Genomic DNA, 15,219 nt, shown 5'->3' with positions numbered 1-15,219 from the left:
AGGACACGTCAGCTCCAGAGCGCGCTGATCCCGCTGAGGGAGTTCCAGCCGAGATAGATGGTCAGCGCCCAGGCGAGCACACCGATCCCGAGCAGCCAGACAGGGTAGCGGTATCCGCCCATGAGATCACGACGGCGTGCGGCGACCCAGAGGATCACGGCCAGGCCGACGGGCAGGATGAGGCCGTTGAGCGCTCCGGCGAGGATCAGCAGGTTGGCCGGAGCCTTGCCGAGGAGCAGGAAGACCGCCGTCGAGACCACGATGAAGGCCATCGTGATCCACGAGCGGTAGCGGTCCGTACGGGGCGAGAAGCTGGCGAGGAACGACACCGACGTGTACGAGGCGCCGATGACCGAGGTGATGGCCGCGGCCCACAGGACGACGCCGAACAGCCGCAGGCCCACCTCGCCCGCCGCGCTCGCGAAGATGTCGGCGGCCGGGTTGGTGGAGCCGGCGGCGAGCTTGAAGCCCCCGGCCACCACGCCGAGCGAGGCGAGGAAGAGGATCACGCGCATGACACCGGTGACGAGGATGCCGGTGATCGAGCCGCGGGAGATCTGACCGGCGTTGCGCGGTCCGGTCACGCCCGCGTCGATCAGCCGGTGCGCCCCCGCGTAGGTGATGTAGCCCCCGACCGTGCCGCCGATCAGCGTCGTGACGGCGAGGAAGTCGACCTTGTCCGGCAGCACCGTCTGCCGCAGGGCCTCGCCCACCGGCGGGTCCGAGACGACCGCCACGTACAGCGGCAGCGCCACCATCACGACGCCGAGGACGACGACGATCCGGTCGACGGCCACGCCGGCCTTCTTGCTGAGGAAGATGGCGACGGCGATCAGGGCGGACACCGTGCCGCCGATCTTGACGTCGATCCCCGCGAGGGCGTTCAGGCCGAGCGCCGCGCCGCCGACGTTGCCGATGTTGAACACCAGGCCGCCGAACGCCACGAGGGCGGCCAGGAAGTATCCCGAACCGGGCAGCACCCGGTTGCCCAGCGTCTGGGCGCGCATGCCGGAGACGCCGATCACCCGCCACACGTTCAGCTGGACGGCGATGTCGACGAGGATCGACGCGACGATAACGAACGCGAACGCCGCCCCGAGCTGCGCCGTGAACGTCGTCGTCTGGGTGATGAAGCCGGGGCCGATGGCGCTCGTGGCCATGAGGAACATCGCGCCGAGCAGCGCCGAGCGCCGTCCTCCGCTCGTGGTGCCCGCGGGCGAGGTCGTCTGGGTGCCGGGGGGTGGGTTCATACGGAAACTCCTTTGCTTCACCTCCGCTGGAAATTAGAGGATTGTTCAACGATTCATCAAGACTCTTGTAGGTTACTTCTGTGCCACAACTCCGTGTGATCATGCGAAATCCATTGGTGATCACCGAATCCGGCGGGCCTGCCGCGGCCTAAGCTGGGACTGATCCGGCGGTCGAAAAGGGGTTGCGGTGATGACGGCTATGGCGGACTGGGCGGCACGGTTGAGCGCGGCTCGGCCGGTGCTCGATAGGGCCAGTGCCGCGGAGCTGGTCGCCGACGTCCTGCGGGAGAACGTCATCGACGGCTCCCTGCCGCCGGGCACCCGCCTGTCGGAGGAGACGATCGGCAACCTCCTCGGCGTCTCCCGTAACACGCTCAGAGAGGCGTTCCGGCTGCTGTCGCACGAGAACCTGCTGGTGCACGAGCTGCACCGCGGGGTCTTCGTCCGCAAGCTCGCCGCGGCCGACGTGGCCGACATCTACGCCATGCGCCGCATCCTCGAAACGGCGGGCGTACGGGCGTCCGTCACGGCCCCGCGAGAGGCCGTGGAGGAGGTGCGGCGCCACGTCGAGAAGGGGCAGGCGGCGGCGGAGGTCGGCGACTGGGCGGCCGTCGGCACCGCCAACATGCGGTTCCACCGCGCGATCACCGCGCTGCTGGCCAGTCCCCGCGTGGACGAGACCATGGCGCGCCTGCTCGCCGAGCTTCGGCTGGCCTTCCACGTGATGGGCGAGCTCAGGACCTTCCACGAGCCCTACCTGGGAGACAACGCGCGCATCGCCACGCTGCTGATCGAGGGCGATCCAGAACGGGCCGAACGGGAGCTGCTCGCGTACTTCGACACCGCGGAGGCCCAGCTCCTGGCCGCGTACGCGGATCACGCGGGCTGAGCCACGGAGCCGGTCCGGCCCGCCCGCGGCGTCCCCGGCGGGGCGTGGCAAGGGCGCGGGCGGGCCGGCAGGCCGGTCAGCCGGCGAGAGCGGGGGCGGAAGCGGGGACGGCGGTGCGGTCGCGCAGCGCGGCCCCGGCGATCACCTGCCGATAGAGGCGCTCATATCCCTCTGCCATCACCGAGACGTCGAAGTGCCGCTCGACGTGGGCGCGGCAGGCGCGGGGATCCAGGTCGCCGGCCCGCTCGACCGCGTCCGGCAGCTCGTCCGGCGAGGTGCGCACGAAACCGGTGACGCCGTCCACCACGACCTCGGGGGCAGCGCCGCGGCGCAGGGTGACCACCGGCGTGCCGCACGCCATCGCCTCGATCATCACCAGCCCGAACGGCTCCTCCCACTGGATGGGGAACAGCAGGCAGCGGGCCCGCGACAGCAGGTCGCGCTTGCGGGCGGCGTCGGCCTCGCCCACGTATTCGGCGTCCGCGCCCAGACGGGGACGGACGAACCTGGAGAAGTAGTCGTGCTCGGACGGCTCGGTCAGCTTGCCCGCGAGGAGGATCCTGCGCCCGGCCGCGCGGGCGGCGTCGATGGCCAGGTGGGCGCCCTTGTCCGGGCTGAACCTGCCCAGCCACAGGAGCCAGTCTTCCTTGTCCGCCCGGTAGGGGAAGCTCGCGGCGTCAACGGCGTTGTGCACCACACCGGCCCAGTTCAGGTCGGAGGCCGACCCGCGCTGGGAGCCGGAGATGGCGGCCAGCGAGACCGCGCCGCCCAGCCTGCGGTAGAACTCGCCCAGGTCGTCGTCGATCGCGCCGTGCACGGTCACCAGCGTCGGGGCCGTACGGGAGGCCGCGGTGAGCGGGCCGGCCAGGGAGTGGTCGTGGACGATGTCGACGTCGAGGGAGGCCAGCGTGGCCGCGGCGGCCGCCGCGTGCACCACCTCGGGCAGCGGCTCTCCGATGCGCGACGAGGGGGCCTCGGGATAGGTGGCGACGTAGTCCGCCGGGGTGTCGGCGCGTCCCGCGCCGATGAGCGTCACCGTGTGACCACGGCGCACGAGGGCGGTGGTCAGATCGGACACCATGGCCTCGATGCCGCCGTACGCCCGGGGCGGCAGTTCGTACCAGGGCGGGGCGACCATCGCGATCCGCAGGCCACCGGAGCGGGACCGGGCGGGGTGAAGATCGCTCACTGAACGCATGACGAGTACACCTCCGATACGCATCCACGGTCTTCGGCGTAGGAATCACCGCCGCCGCGTACGCGTCGTAGTGCTCGGTCCCAGCGCCCGCGCCGGCGACGTCACTACTGTTAGCACTCTCCTGACCTGAGTGCCAAACAGGCCCTTCCTGTCCCGGGCGGAGACCGGTGGCGGGTTCGACTGAGTCGGTGAGGGTGAAATTCCCCAGGAGTGACGCGGTGCTGCCCGACAGCGGGAAGCAGCGGAACTATCGGTTCCCGAGGTGTTCCCCGCAGCAGCGCTCCACGCTGGCGCAGAGATCGCTCCATGATCGGTTCGAACCGGACAACTCTCTCAGGGAACCCAGGGAGACCGCCTTTTCCAGCACCCCGGGTGCATCCGACTCCCGGTAGCGGCGGGACGGGGGTCCGATCTCGTTCATGAGGACCTTCTTCGGGGCATGTATTTTCCCCGTGTCTCGTCCCAGGTATTTGCTCGGCACCTCCCAGGAGGACACGAACGCCTTCAACGCTTTCGGGAACAGGAACATCCACGCTTCCGTCTCCCACGCGGCCAGCCCGTAATGAGCCGAATTCATCTCCCTGTCGAGGGCGTCCTGCACCCGGTCGCGGATCCGGACGTACTCTTCGCCGTCGACGGCGTCGAGATCCTCATGGACGAAAAAGCAGGCGAGTTCGGCCTTCTCCCTGGCGGCCCGCGCGCGGGCCAGTCTGGCGAGTTTGTTCACTCGATCGGTGAGTCTCTGACCGGTGGCCTGCCGTAAACGGACAGGCTCGTTGATCTCCACGAGCCTCCCTTTCATCTGCGGGCACAGGGCTTCCAACACGATGCGGAGGCAGCGCCGGTCGTTGCTGTCCTCGCCGGCGAGAACCACGACGGGCTTCTTCGTGGCACGCACACGAGTGCCGCCTCGCGGGGTCACAGATCGCCTCCCAGGGCGCCCGAGAACCACAGTTCGCCGAGAGGAAGCCCTTCGCTTCGCGTGACGATGTTACGGATCTGCTTATGGGAGATAGCGGGTATCGCGGAAGATCCGTCGTCTCGGCGTTCGCAGACGACCAGCTCGTCCGGGTGCAGCCTGTCGGCAAGGGCAGGGGAGTGCGTGGCGATGAGGAACTGCGTCCGTAGGCTGGCTTCGCGGAGCCGCTCCACGAGAAGTTCCAGAGCTTGGGGATGCAAGCCGTGATCGATCTCCTCGATGCACGTCAGGGCCGGGGGGCTGGGGTCGTAAAGCAGGGAAAGGAGACCGAGGAGGCGGATCGTTCCGTACGATGCGTCGGCGAGCTGCGTCCGTCTGCGAAGTCCTCGCTCGTGGAGGATGACGATGACCTCGCGCGCGGGACCAGAGGGAAATTCGAAATCAATTCCGGTGAGCTGTGGAAGCACCTCGATCGCGTCGGCCTCCAGCCTCTGGAACGCCTCCTCGTCACGGCTTCGCAGCGTCAGAAGAAACGCGGCCATGTTGGCGGCGTCGTCCTCCAAAGCATCCATCCCGTGTGGAAAGCGACTCGGCATGCGGGCGGATCCGACGTTCACATCGAAGACCCGGAAGGACGCGAGCCGCTGCGCCACCGTCGCCACCTCGGTCCCTCCCTCGTCATCTGTGAGCCGTGGAAGCGTGGAGAGGCCGCTGCTCAGCCGCTGGATTCCGATGGAGTGCGCAGGGGACTCGGCCCGGTCTTTACCGATTTGAACGACATTGACCTTCTGGCCGGAGATCGTGATTCGGCGGCCGCGTCCCTGCGTCCGTTTGAATTGGAATGTCTCCCGCCGGGAGAGGGATCTGCCGCTGCGCTGCTCGATCCGTAGTGAGTACTCGTCGGGTGCGTTCGGGCTGCTGTGAGTCGTCCAGTTCGCCTTCAGTTTGATCTGGATGGAGGTCGGTGGCTTGTCCCCACCCCAGAAGGCGACCTCGTCGAACCCGCCGCGAAGGTCGAGTGCCGGCTGCAGGTCGGTCCGGATCACGTCCGCGAGAAATCGGAACACTTCGAGGATATTGGTTTTTCCTGCGCCGTTCGCGCCGACGAGCACATTGAGCGGCCCCAGGGGAAGCGCCACTTTTCGCAGGCTGCGGAAGTTCTCCACCTCGAGCTCGATCAGCCGCTTCTCCATCAAGCCACACTTTCCATGCCGGTCTGCGTTCCAATGGTCACTGTGCGGACCAGTGCGAGTCCCCGCCAGAGTACTGCTGTGATCACAGATGGAGACGGTCTCCTCTGAAGATCGCGTCTCGGGTGCGGGGCGAGGCTCAACGTCGTAGGAGCGACATCGTGGTCACGACTCACCTCGCAGCGGCGAAGCGTCCGCCCGGCGACCTTATGCGGTCGCCGGTGCCTGACGGCTCCGCCCGCGGGCGTGCTTCCTGGGATTTCGCACCCGGGAACGGGCCGTGCCGACTTGCGTTCACCGCCCTGGGAACGTATGTTCGAAGTAGCGGCGATTCTGCCCGAATCATCCGCCCGTCTTCCCCCGGGTGGCCACGAAGCCACAGGGAGAAGGAGTCTTGAGCAGACTTTACGGCGATCCGATCGAGGTGTGGGTCCGGGACGGGCGCCCTGCTCAGTTCGTCTGGCGTGACCGGCTCTACACCGTCCGCGAGGTCCAGGACCACTGGGTGGTCGCCAGAGAGTGGTGGAAGACCTCGGACGCCGATCCCGGCGAGCGGCGCTTCTGGCGAGTGGGTGCTGCGGCCGGCAAGGAGGTCGGGACCTATGAACTGCGCTTCGACACCGCCAGCGGCGGCTGGCTCCTGCTGAGGGCCTGGGACTGATGGGAACGCTCCAGCCACCCAACCGGGGGACGGGCCGCTGGAGGACGGACCGGGGACGGACGGGGGTGTGCCCGTGACGCGCGCCTTCGCCCACCTGCACGTGGCGTCCGCCTTCTCGCTGCGGTACGGCACCGCGTTCCCGGCCGCCCTCGTCCGGCGGGCCGCCGAGCACGGCATGGACACGCTCGCGCTGACCGACCGCGACGGCCTCTATGGCGCGATCAAGCACGTCATCGCGTGCCACGAGCAGGGCGTCCGCCCGGTCGTCGGGGTCGATCTCGCCCTCGACGGCGTCTCTTCCCTGCCCGGCTCTTCGGTGCCCGGTTCTTCCGCGCCGGACGACCTGTTCGAGGGCGGCCTGCCGTCCGGCCGCCGCACCGGTCACAGCCGCGGGCATGGACACGGGCATGGACACGGGCATGGACACGGGCATGGGCACGGGCATGGCCGGGGGACGGCGGCCGAGTCGGCGCGGGTCGTCGTGCTCGCCCGCACCGGCGGCTGGGCCGCGCTGTGCCGCCTGGTCACGGCCGCCCACCACGCGGGGGAGCGCGGCGCGCCGTACGTCACGCCGGGCATGGTGGCCGAGCACGCGACCGGCCCGGACGGGGAGCCCCGGCTGACCGTGCTGCTCGGGCCCCGCTCCGGCGTCGGCCGCGCGGTGGCCGAGCGGCACGACGACCAGGCCAGGACCCTGCTGGCCGCCTGGCGCGCGGTGGTCCCCGACCTGGTCGTCGAGGTGTCCGATCTGTACGGCTATCGCGACGCGAGCACCGCCGCCCGCATGATCGGGCTGGCCGACTCGATGGGCGTGCCGGTCGTGCTGACGAACGCGGTCCGCTATCTGGACGCCGCCGACCACCAGGTCGGCAACGTGCTCGACGCGGCGCGCAAGCTGGTGCCCCTCGACGGGCGGCACCTCGACGACCCCACGGCCCACGCGTACCTGAAGGACGGCGCCGAGATGGCTCGGGTGGCCGCGCGGATCTGCGGCGGCGACACCGGCCGGGCCGCGCGGCTGCTGGCCGAGACGCGCCGCGTGGCCGACCTGTGCGTGCTCGACCCTGTCGAGATCGTGCCCCTGCTCGACCCCGAGCGGCCCCGGCTCCACCTGCCTGAGGTCGGCGAGGACCCGGTGCCCCTGCTGCGGCGGCGCTGCGAGGAAGGGCTGGCCCGGCGGGGCCTGGAGCGCTCGGCCGAGGCGCGCGACCGGCTCGCCGCCGAGCTCCACGTGATCGAGAAGAAGCGGCTGTCGGGCTACTTCACGTCCGTCGCCGGCATCACGGACATGATCCGGGCGATGGGCGTGCGCTGCGCGATCCGCGGCTCGGGGGCGAGCAGCCTGGTCAACTACCTGATCGGCATCGGCGAGGTGAACCCGCTCGAACACGGCCTGCTGATGGAGCGCTTCCTGTCGGAGGGCCGCAAGGGCCTGCCCGACATCGACATCGACGTGGAGTCGGCCCGCCGCCTCGACTGCTACCGCGCGATCCTCGACCGGTACGGCGAGGATCGGGTGGCCTGCGTGTCGATGATGGAGACCTACCGCGCCCGCAGCGCGATCAGGGACGTCGGCGCCGCCATGGGCCTGCCGCCGCACGAGATCGACGTCATCGCCAAGGCGTTCCCGCAGGTGCGGGCCAGGCAGATCAGGGCCGCGCTGTCCGACCTGCCGGAGCTGCGCGACAGCGGGCTGAACGACCGGTCGCTGGAGACGGTGTTCCGCCTGGCGGAGCGGCTCGACGGGCTGCCCCGGCACATCGCGCTGCACCCCTGCGGCGTTTTGATCGGCAACTCCACGTTGCGCGACCGCACCCCGGTCGAGCGCAGCATGCTGGACTTCCCGATGTCGCAGTTCGACAAGGACGACGTCGAGGAGGCGGGCCTGCTCAAGCTCGACGTGCTCGGCGTACGCATGCAGTCGGCGCTCGCCTACGCCCTCCAGGAGGTCGAACGGGTCGAGAACCGGAAGATCGACCTCGACGCCGTCCCGCGCGACGACCGGGAGACCTACGACATGATCCGCCTCAGCCGCACGATCGGCTGCTTCCAGATCGAGTCTCCGGGGCAGCGCGAACTCGTCGCCAAGCTGGAGCCGCGCACGATGCACGACCTGATCGTGGACATCTCGCTGTTCCGCCCGGGACCGGTCAACTCCGACATGGTCACCCCCTACCTGGAGACCCGGCACGGCTTCCGCGAGGCGCGCTACCCGCACGAGTCGCTGCGCGATGCGCTCAGGGAGACCAACGGGGTGGTCGTCTTCCACGAGCAGGTCATGAAGGTCATCGACGTCATGACCGGGGCGGGGCTGTCGGAGGCCGACCGGGCCCGCCGCGCGCTCGGCACGCCGGAGGGCCGCGAGGCCGTACGCGCCTGGTTCGTGCCGCTCGCCAAGGAGAACGGCTACGCCGACGACGTCGTCGAGCAGGCGTGGAAGGTGCTCGACGCGTTCGGCGGGTTCGGGTTCTGCAAGGCGCACGCGGCGGCGTTCGCGCTGCCCACCTATCAGTCGGCCTGGCTGAAACGGCACCACACGGCGGCGTTCCTCGCGGGCGTGCTCACCCACGACCCCGGCATGTATCCGAGCCGGGTCATCCTCGACGAGGCCCGCCAGTGCGGCGTGGACGTCCTGCCCCTCGACGTCAACCGGTCGGGGAAGACCTGGCTGGTCGAGCGTACGAGCCCGGCCGAGGGCGGGCCGGTGGAGGGCGGGCCGGTGGAGTTCGGCCGTGGATACGGCCTGCGGGTGCCGTTCTCGGCCGTACGGGGGGTGAGCGAGGCCGAGGTGGAGCGCATGGTCGCGGGCCGGCCCTACACCTCGCTGGCCGACTTCTGGGAGCGGGCCCGGCCCTCACGGCCGGTGGCCGAGCGGATCGTGGAGGTCGGCGGGTTCGACGCCCTGCACGGCCTGCGGCCGGGGGAGCCGCGCTGGCGGCCGGGCCGGCTGACCAGGCGCGACCTGATCGCCCAGGTCGGCGCGCTCGACCGGGGCTCACCCGTGGGCGTGGCCGGGCAGCTCCCGATGGGGTTCACCGACCGGGTCACGCCCGGCGAGCTGCCGGAGATGACCGAGGCCGAGGCCGTCGAGGCCGAGCTGGAGATCCTCGGCATGGACGTGAGCCACCACGTCATGGACTTCTACCGCGACCTGCTCGACGCGATCGGCGTGACGCGGGCCAGGGATCTGCTCCGGCAGCGCAACGGCGCGGAGATCCTGGTCGCGGGGGTGAAGGTCGCCACCCAGACGCCCGCCGTGCGGTCGGGGCAGCGGGTCATCTTCACCACCCTGGACGACTCCACAGGACCGATCGACCTGACGTTCTTCGAGTCGGTGCAGGCGCACACGGCCGCGACCGTGTTCGGGTCGTGGCTGCTGGCCGCCAGGGGAGTGGTGCGGCGCACCGGGGGCCGGGCGGTCTCGCTGCGCGCCGTCCACTGCTGGAACCTCGCCGACCTCGACCGCGTGTGGCGCACCGAGGGGCTTGACGCCGTACGCGCTCTGATCAGCGAGGTGCCCGTGCCCGGTGCCGGGGTGGGCGGACGGCCCATCGAATACGGCAACGGCTTCCGGGTGTCGCCCTACTCCGACAACGGCGCCCCGCCGGCCGTACGCGAGGGGCGGCTCCCCGGCCACCCGTCCGCGCCCCAGCGGCGGCTCTGGCACGCCAGCTCCGGCAGCTCGGGACCGCCGCCCGGCCGGTGATCCTCCTCGCCGCCGTTTCCCGCGCGGCCGGAGGCCGTGGGGCCGGGCTCGGAGCGCGGGACATCCGATCCGCTCCCTTCCGGGCGGCCTCCCGCGGGTGCCGCCGGCCTGCCGGACGGCCGTTCGGCCTGGTCGAGCGTGCTGCCGAGGCGGACCTGCGGCCGGACGGCGGGCCGTGCCGTCCGCTTCCGGCCGGCGCCCGCGTGCCGGAGGGTGACCTCGCGGACGGCCGAGGCGCACAGGAGCGCCGCTACGGCGATCGCGGCGGCCTGGGCCGTGCCGAGGCCGGTCAGACCGTCCCGGGCCGGGCTGGCGAACACCAGGCCGAGCGCGGCCAGCCAGCTCATCCACCAGCAGGCGAGGACGACCAGCCACCGCGTCCGGTCTCCGGCGCCGTACGGCTCGCCCCGCGCGGGATCGCCGCTTCGCATGATGCCGCCGTTTCGCCGGGGTCGCCCCGCCGGGCCCTCGCGCCAGGCCAGGTCGGCGAGGAACGGCGGGACCACGAGGTTGACGCCGGGCACGAGGCACGCCGCCGCGAGCGCGACGGGCGGAGTGCCCGGGCGCACCAGCCGCAGCCAGCCCAGATAGGCGGCGGCGCACGCCACGGTGGCGCCGATCGCCAGCAGGACCAGCACGGCGAACGCCGTGGCCGCGCCGCTGACGGTCCGGGCGGCGGGAGAGGCGGGATCGCCGCCGAAGGCCGCGATCTGCGCGGCCAGACGCCTGCCTCTGGTCTCCTCGAACACGGCGAGCGCGGTCACAGACACGACCTGGGCGGCGAGGGCCGCGTACACACCGGCGGCCGCCCGGTTCAGCGCTGACGATCTGGACCGCATCTGTTCTCCCCCGCGCCGGGTGTGTGACCTGCCTCACTCTTATCCCGTCCGCGATGGCGTTAATCCGGTCGGGGACCACCTCGCCGCCTAATCACTCTCGATGAGCTCAGGGCACTTTTCTGCGACGATGCGGGCCAGCTCGGTGCGAGATGCGATGTCGAGCTTGCCGAACATCCGGCGGAGGTGGGTGGACACCGTGTGCGGGGAGAGGAACATCCGCTGGGCGATCTGGCGATTGGTCATCCCCTTGGCGATCAGGCCGGCGACCGCCCGTTCAGTGTCGGTGAGGCTGTCCCAGCCAACGGTCGGCCGCTGTGATCGGCCCCAGTGGCGGCGCCGCACTCCGAGCGCCCGCAGCCGCGCTCGCAGGCGGGCCACGTCCCAGAGCGCACCGATGCGCTCGTAGCCGTCGAGCGCCTTGTCCAAGGCGTCGACGGCCTTCGCGGTGGTGCCGGGGCCGGACGCGGTGGCCAGCAGGACGCCGAGGTCTTCGGTGACCAAGGCGCGTGCCCACGGTTCGGGCTGGTCGACGGCGGCCGCCAGCGCGTCGGGGTCCTGGTGGAAAAGTCCCCAGGAGTGAACGAACGTGGTGGTGAAGATCGGGAAATCCGGGTTGTTCCGGGCCAGATACTCGGCCGTGTCAAGGACGGCCCGCGCGTACGGGCGGTTCCCCGCCGCCAGCGCCGCCCGGGTCATCCAGGCGGCCATGAGAGGCGTCGTGAGGAGTGCCCAGCGCCGTTTCTCCTCGTCGGTGTAGATGGCGTCGAGAATGTCGACCGCGCGCCCGGGATCACCTTGGGCTTCGGCCACCGCCGCCATCACCCACTTCTCCCACACCGATCCGAACAACATCTCGGGCGCGGCGGGGATGGACTGGAAGCGTTCGATGTGCCGGACCGCGGCGTCGATGTCGCCCTGCCGCAGGGCGATGACAGCGAGTATGGACAGCCCGACGCGGATGAACCCGTGGGTGCCGAGTTCTTCGGCGGTCATGCTCCCGGCCTGGGCCTCGGCGGCGGCGTCGTCGAGTCGGCCGGCGCCCAGATGCAGAACGGAGCGGAACAGCGCGGGTTCTGCGGCGAGCACGGTCAGCCCGAGGTCGTTGATCTCCTCCTCGGCGGCCCGGATGGCGATCTCGGCCGCGTCGAACTCGCGCATGGCCCTGTAGTAGAGGCTCAGTATCAGGCGCGTATACGGGCGCTGAATGGCTTCGGCGGCGCCGCGTTCGGTGATGCGCAAGGCTTCGCAAAGGTGCGCGTACGAGTCGGCGATCCGCCCGTCCACCATGGCGAACCGAGCGAGCAGCAGAAGTGCCCCGACGACGGCGGCATCGGTGTGCCGCTCGCGGCCGGCGAGAACGGTTTCCGCCCGGTGCCGTCCTTTGCGGAAGTCGTTCAGACAGGTAAGCCCCCAGAACATCGTCCATTCGGCGATGCCGCGAAGGTCATCGGGCAGGTCTTTGCGGGCGAGCAGGTTTTCGGTCTCGGACACCGCATCCGCCGGCCGGCCGCTCAGCAGCAGGATGTGCGCCAGCGCGCAGCGCAGGCGAGGCGCATGAAGAGGCGGGGCCCTGCCAAGCGCGGAACGGGCGAGATCCGCGGCCTCGGACAGCCGTCCGATGACCGTCAGCGCGTCGACGGCTGTGGCGGCGCGGCCGAACCAGGCAGGGTCGGCGGCGTCGCTGAGTTCCAGCGCCCGCATGGCGAGGTCCACGGCGGTCTGCGGTGAGGACCGCAGCACCTCCTGCGCCGCTCGGTCCAGCGCGAGCAGCGCGGAGGTATCACCGCGACCGGCACTGTGGATAAGGTGCGCGGCGGCGGGAACCGCCGATCCGCTTCGCTTGAGCAGCATCTTTCCCGCATCGTGGTGCATGGCCCGGCGTACGGAGTCGGGGATGGTCCCGATCACCGCCTGCCACAGCAGGTCGTGCCGGAAGGACAGTTCATCTCCGGCGGGTTCGATGATGCCCGCCGACATCGCCTCTTCCAGCATCGGCAACAGACCATTGGTCGATTCGCCGAGCATCTCGGCCAGATCCTTCACCGAGAACGACCGGCCGAGGATTCCGGCGCACTGAAGCAGATATCTGGTCGGCGCGGACAGCCCTTCCAGGCGTTCCTGCATGATCGCCTGAGTGCGCGGCGGGGACGCCGCCATCCGCGCGCGACCGTCGGCGATCTGGAAGACGCCCTCCCTTTTGGACTTCTCCAGCAGATCGACGAGCAGGAAGGGGTTGCCGTCCACGATGCCGGCCAGGGCCAGCACGTCCGGGTCGGGCTTCGCCCCGAGGACGTCGGCGACGACGTCCGCCACCGCTTCCTGGTCCAGCGCCTCCAGGGTGATCCGGGTCGCGCCGTCACGTTCCAGCAGGTCGAACAGGCAGTTGAGGCGGGGACAGTCGCCGCCGCCGGTCGTACGGCTCAGCACCCAGACGAGCGGATAGGAGGCGAGATCCCTGGTCATCGACCGCAGCGCCAGCAGAGTTATCGGATCAGCCCAGTGCAGGTCGTCCAACGCCAGGAGCGTCGGTTCCCGGGCCACCCGCTGCTCCAGCTGTCCCTGCAGGTGTTCCACCAGCAGCAGCCGCTGATCGGCGTGACTGTAGACGCTCATCTGAGCGGCCACGGGAAGCGCATAGCTCGATTCCCCGAGCGCCGAGGTGAGCGGGGCGAGGGGAATCAGCTGGGTCAGTTCGTCCGCCGCGCCCTGAGCGACTCCCAGCCCCGCCTCCGGCGCCGCGGCGGTCGTGATGCCGAGCAGGTGACTCTTCCCGACACCTGACCGGCCCTCGACCAGTAGGACCGCACCCCGGCCTACCCTGGCCTCCTGCAGCAATCCGGCGACAATGGTCCACTCGCGGGCGCGACCGCGCCAACCGGGCCACGATGATCGGCAGAAATCGGACCAATCATCAGTTCCGCGATCGGCATCGGTCAAATGCCCCATAAATCCATAAATCACCCATATGTCGGTCGTGTCAAGCGCGAGGCCGGAGGGGCCTGCGACGCCTCCGTCTTCGTGACATCCCCTTTGCCGGCACGCCGTCACCCACTCGCGAATGTAATGCCTCTACCTGGATTTATCCTCTTTGGTTCCGGACCAGCTGGGCCGGAAGCTGGGCGATCGCCTCGGATGGCTCGGTCGTCTATTTCCGGAAAACGGTCGGCAGGACCTTTCGGCGGGCGTCGAAACGACGCGGCCCTAGCCTGCACGGGCACATGCCCTCGCACCTTGGAGGCCGTTCATGACCGACGCCCCGCCGACCGACGACCGCGAGCCCGCGCGGGTCGTGGCCGAGATGATCGACCACGTGCTCCCGCCTGGCGGCGACCTGGACCGCCTGGGACGGCCTGCCGGTGCCCTCGGAAGATCGGATCTACACCCCGCATAAGGCGATCCGCCGGGTGGCCGACCATCTCGTGGACCATCTGGCGGAGATCGAGGACCGGCTGGCCGGCCGCGTGCCCCTGCCCGACCACTGGCATGCGTCGATGATCACCACTGCGGCCGACCTCGCTCCGTTCACCGAGCAGGATCTCGACGAGGCCCGCAGCAGGCTCACCCGGCTCGCCCGGATCTGGACGGCCCGTCTGGAGGTGCTGAGCCAGGAGCAGCTCGACCACTCGCCCGGGGCGGGCTGGACACTCCGCCAGGTCGCCTTCCACCTCGGCGGGTCGGTCTACTACGCCGACGCGGTGGGTGACCTGTCGCTCAGGAGGTGAGCGCGCGGACGACCTCGGCGGCGGGGCCTGGCGGAAGGGTCGCGTGCACCAGCTCGACCCGGTGGACGATCCTCGGCGCGGCCAGCGGCACCCGGACCCCGCACGGCGCGGCGGACGCGGGCAGCAGGGTCAGTCCGTGCCCGGCCGCGGCCAGGCGCGCTGCGACGGCCGGGTCGTGACCCTCATAACGGATGCCGGGCCGCAGCCCGTCCAGCCGTGCCACCGCGCGCAGGCGGTCGAGCGGCATCACCTCGGGGGCGTCCACCCACAGGGCATCGGCCAGGTCGTCCAGCCGCAGGCCGGACCGGCCCGCCAGCGGATGTCCTTCCGGCAGCACGACCACCAGCTCCTCCTCCCGTACGCCGACGGTGGTGAGCGGCCCCGCGTCGGGGAGGTTCAGCGGGTCGGAGGGCGCGGCCGGGCCGTCGGCCAGCGCGAGGTCGGCCTCGCCCGAGGCCACCAGCGCCACGGCCGCCGCCGCGCCCGCGATGCGCAGCGTCGTCACCCCGGCCAGCGCCGCCGCCGTGTCCGCCGTAAGGGCGAGGGGCCCGGCGGCGACGGTGAGGGTCCGCGGCTGGGCGGACAGCCGCGCCACGTCCGCCCGCGCGGCCCGCAGCCGCAGCAGCAGCGGACCCGCGTGCTCCAGCAGGCGCTCGCCCGCCCGGGTCGGCCGTACGGGGCGGCGGGTCAGCAGCGGCACCCCGAGGTCGGCCTCCAGCGCGGCGATCTGCTGGGACACCGCGGGCTGGGTGTAGCCGAGCCGGTCGGCCGCGGCCGAGAACGACCCCTCGGCGACCACGGTCACGAAGGTGCTCAGCAGATGAGGGTCCACGACATCAGCATCC

11 protein-coding genes are annotated in these 15,219 nt (G+C 70.7%); 5 read left to right on the top strand and 6 right to left on the bottom strand.

Going from position 1 to position 15,219, the window contains the following annotated elements:
* Positions 1-8 precede the first annotated feature (8 nt).
* Positions 9-1,169, bottom strand: a complete 1,161-nt coding sequence (locus FLV34_RS18640; RefSeq protein WP_261985827.1) for an NRAMP family divalent metal transporter — start codon at positions 1,167-1,169, stop codon at positions 9-11.
* 271 nt (positions 1,170-1,440) lie between these two features.
* Here FLV34_RS18640 and FLV34_RS18635 point away from each other — a divergent pair, with 271 nt between their 5' ends.
* Complete coding sequence (locus FLV34_RS18635) at positions 1,441-2,139, top strand: GntR family transcriptional regulator (RefSeq protein ID WP_142650103.1); 699 nt, start codon at positions 1,441-1,443, stop codon at positions 2,137-2,139.
* A 76-nt stretch (positions 2,140-2,215) separates the two neighbouring features.
* On the opposite strand, the gene FLV34_RS18630 is transcribed toward FLV34_RS18635, so the two are convergent.
* The 3 genes from FLV34_RS18630 to FLV34_RS18620 all read right to left on the bottom strand — a co-directional run bounded on the left by FLV34_RS18630 (position 2,216) and on the right by FLV34_RS18620 (position 5,449).
* Complete coding sequence (locus tag FLV34_RS18630; RefSeq protein WP_147943678.1) at positions 2,216-3,337, bottom strand: glycosyltransferase family 4 protein; 1,122 nt, start codon at positions 3,335-3,337, stop codon at positions 2,216-2,218.
* A gap of 247 nt (positions 3,338-3,584) precedes the next feature.
* Positions 3,585-4,235 carry a hypothetical protein gene (locus FLV34_RS18625; protein WP_261985825.1) on the bottom strand — a complete coding sequence of 217 codons (651 nt, stop codon included), beginning with the start codon at positions 4,233-4,235 and terminating at the stop codon, positions 3,585-3,587.
* Positions 4,236-4,255: 20 nt separating this feature from the next.
* Complete coding sequence (locus FLV34_RS18620; protein ID WP_147943676.1) at positions 4,256-5,449, bottom strand: AAA family ATPase; 1,194 nt, start codon at positions 5,447-5,449, stop codon at positions 4,256-4,258.
* Positions 5,450-5,840: 391 nt separating this feature from the next.
* Between FLV34_RS18620 and FLV34_RS18615 the strand changes: the two genes are divergently transcribed.
* Both FLV34_RS18615 and FLV34_RS18610 read left to right on the top strand, forming a co-directional pair.
* Positions 5,841-6,107 carry a DUF6504 family protein gene (locus tag FLV34_RS18615; protein WP_142650107.1) on the top strand — a complete coding sequence of 89 codons (267 nt, stop codon included), beginning with the start codon at positions 5,841-5,843 and terminating at the stop codon, positions 6,105-6,107.
* 73 nt (positions 6,108-6,180) lie between these two features.
* Complete coding sequence (locus tag FLV34_RS18610) at positions 6,181-9,813, top strand: DNA polymerase III subunit alpha (RefSeq protein WP_147943675.1); 3,633 nt, start codon at positions 6,181-6,183, stop codon at positions 9,811-9,813.
* Positions 9,814-10,739: 926 nt separating this feature from the next.
* Here the strand turns inward: FLV34_RS18610 and FLV34_RS18600 are convergent.
* Entirely contained in the window at positions 10,740-13,589 is a 2,850-nt protein-coding gene (locus tag FLV34_RS18600; protein ID WP_187280661.1) for an AAA family ATPase, read from the bottom strand.
* Between the two features lie 307 nt (positions 13,590-13,896).
* Here FLV34_RS18600 and FLV34_RS41665 point away from each other — a divergent pair, with 307 nt between their 5' ends.
* Together FLV34_RS41665 and FLV34_RS18595 are read left to right on the top strand one after the other, a co-directional pair.
* A complete protein-coding gene (locus FLV34_RS41665) occupies positions 13,897-14,043 on the top strand; it encodes a hypothetical protein (protein ID WP_205830732.1) in 147 nt (48 codons plus the stop codon).
* Between the two features lie 13 nt (positions 14,044-14,056).
* Positions 14,057-14,374 carry a hypothetical protein gene (locus FLV34_RS18595; RefSeq protein ID WP_222709553.1) on the top strand — a complete coding sequence of 106 codons (318 nt, stop codon included), beginning with the start codon at positions 14,057-14,059 and terminating at the stop codon, positions 14,372-14,374.
* Here the strand turns inward: FLV34_RS18595 and FLV34_RS18590 are convergent.
* A complete protein-coding gene (locus tag FLV34_RS18590) occupies positions 14,364-15,206 on the bottom strand; it encodes a LysR family transcriptional regulator (protein ID WP_147943672.1) in 843 nt (280 codons plus the stop codon). The two genes, FLV34_RS18595 and FLV34_RS18590, sit on opposite strands and share 11 nt — an antisense overlap.
* Positions 15,207-15,219 lie beyond the last annotated feature (13 nt).

It is taken from the genome of Microbispora sp. CSR-4, from assembly GCF_008033685.1.
Taxonomy (GTDB): Bacteria; Actinomycetota; Actinomycetes; order Streptosporangiales; family Streptosporangiaceae; genus Microbispora.
This window is presented reverse-complemented; position numbering and strand designations above follow the sequence as displayed.

Coding starts and splice junctions, on each gene's coding strand:
- FLV34_RS18640 (WP_261985827.1), bottom strand. CDS start 1,169: ATGTTCCTCATGGCCACGAGCGCCATCGGCCCCGGCTTCATCACCCAG.
- FLV34_RS18635 (WP_142650103.1), top strand. CDS start 1,441: ATGACGGCTATGGCGGACTGGGCGGCACGGTTGAGCGCGGCTCGGCCG.
- FLV34_RS41665 (WP_205830732.1), top strand. CDS start 13,897: ATGACCGACGCCCCGCCGACCGACGACCGCGAGCCCGCGCGGGTCGTG.
- FLV34_RS18620 (WP_147943676.1), bottom strand. CDS start 5,449: ATGGAGAAGCGGCTGATCGAGCTCGAGGTGGAGAACTTCCGCAGCCTG.
- FLV34_RS18630 (WP_147943678.1), bottom strand. CDS start 3,337: ATGCGTTCAGTGAGCGATCTTCACCCCGCCCGGTCCCGCTCCGGTGGC.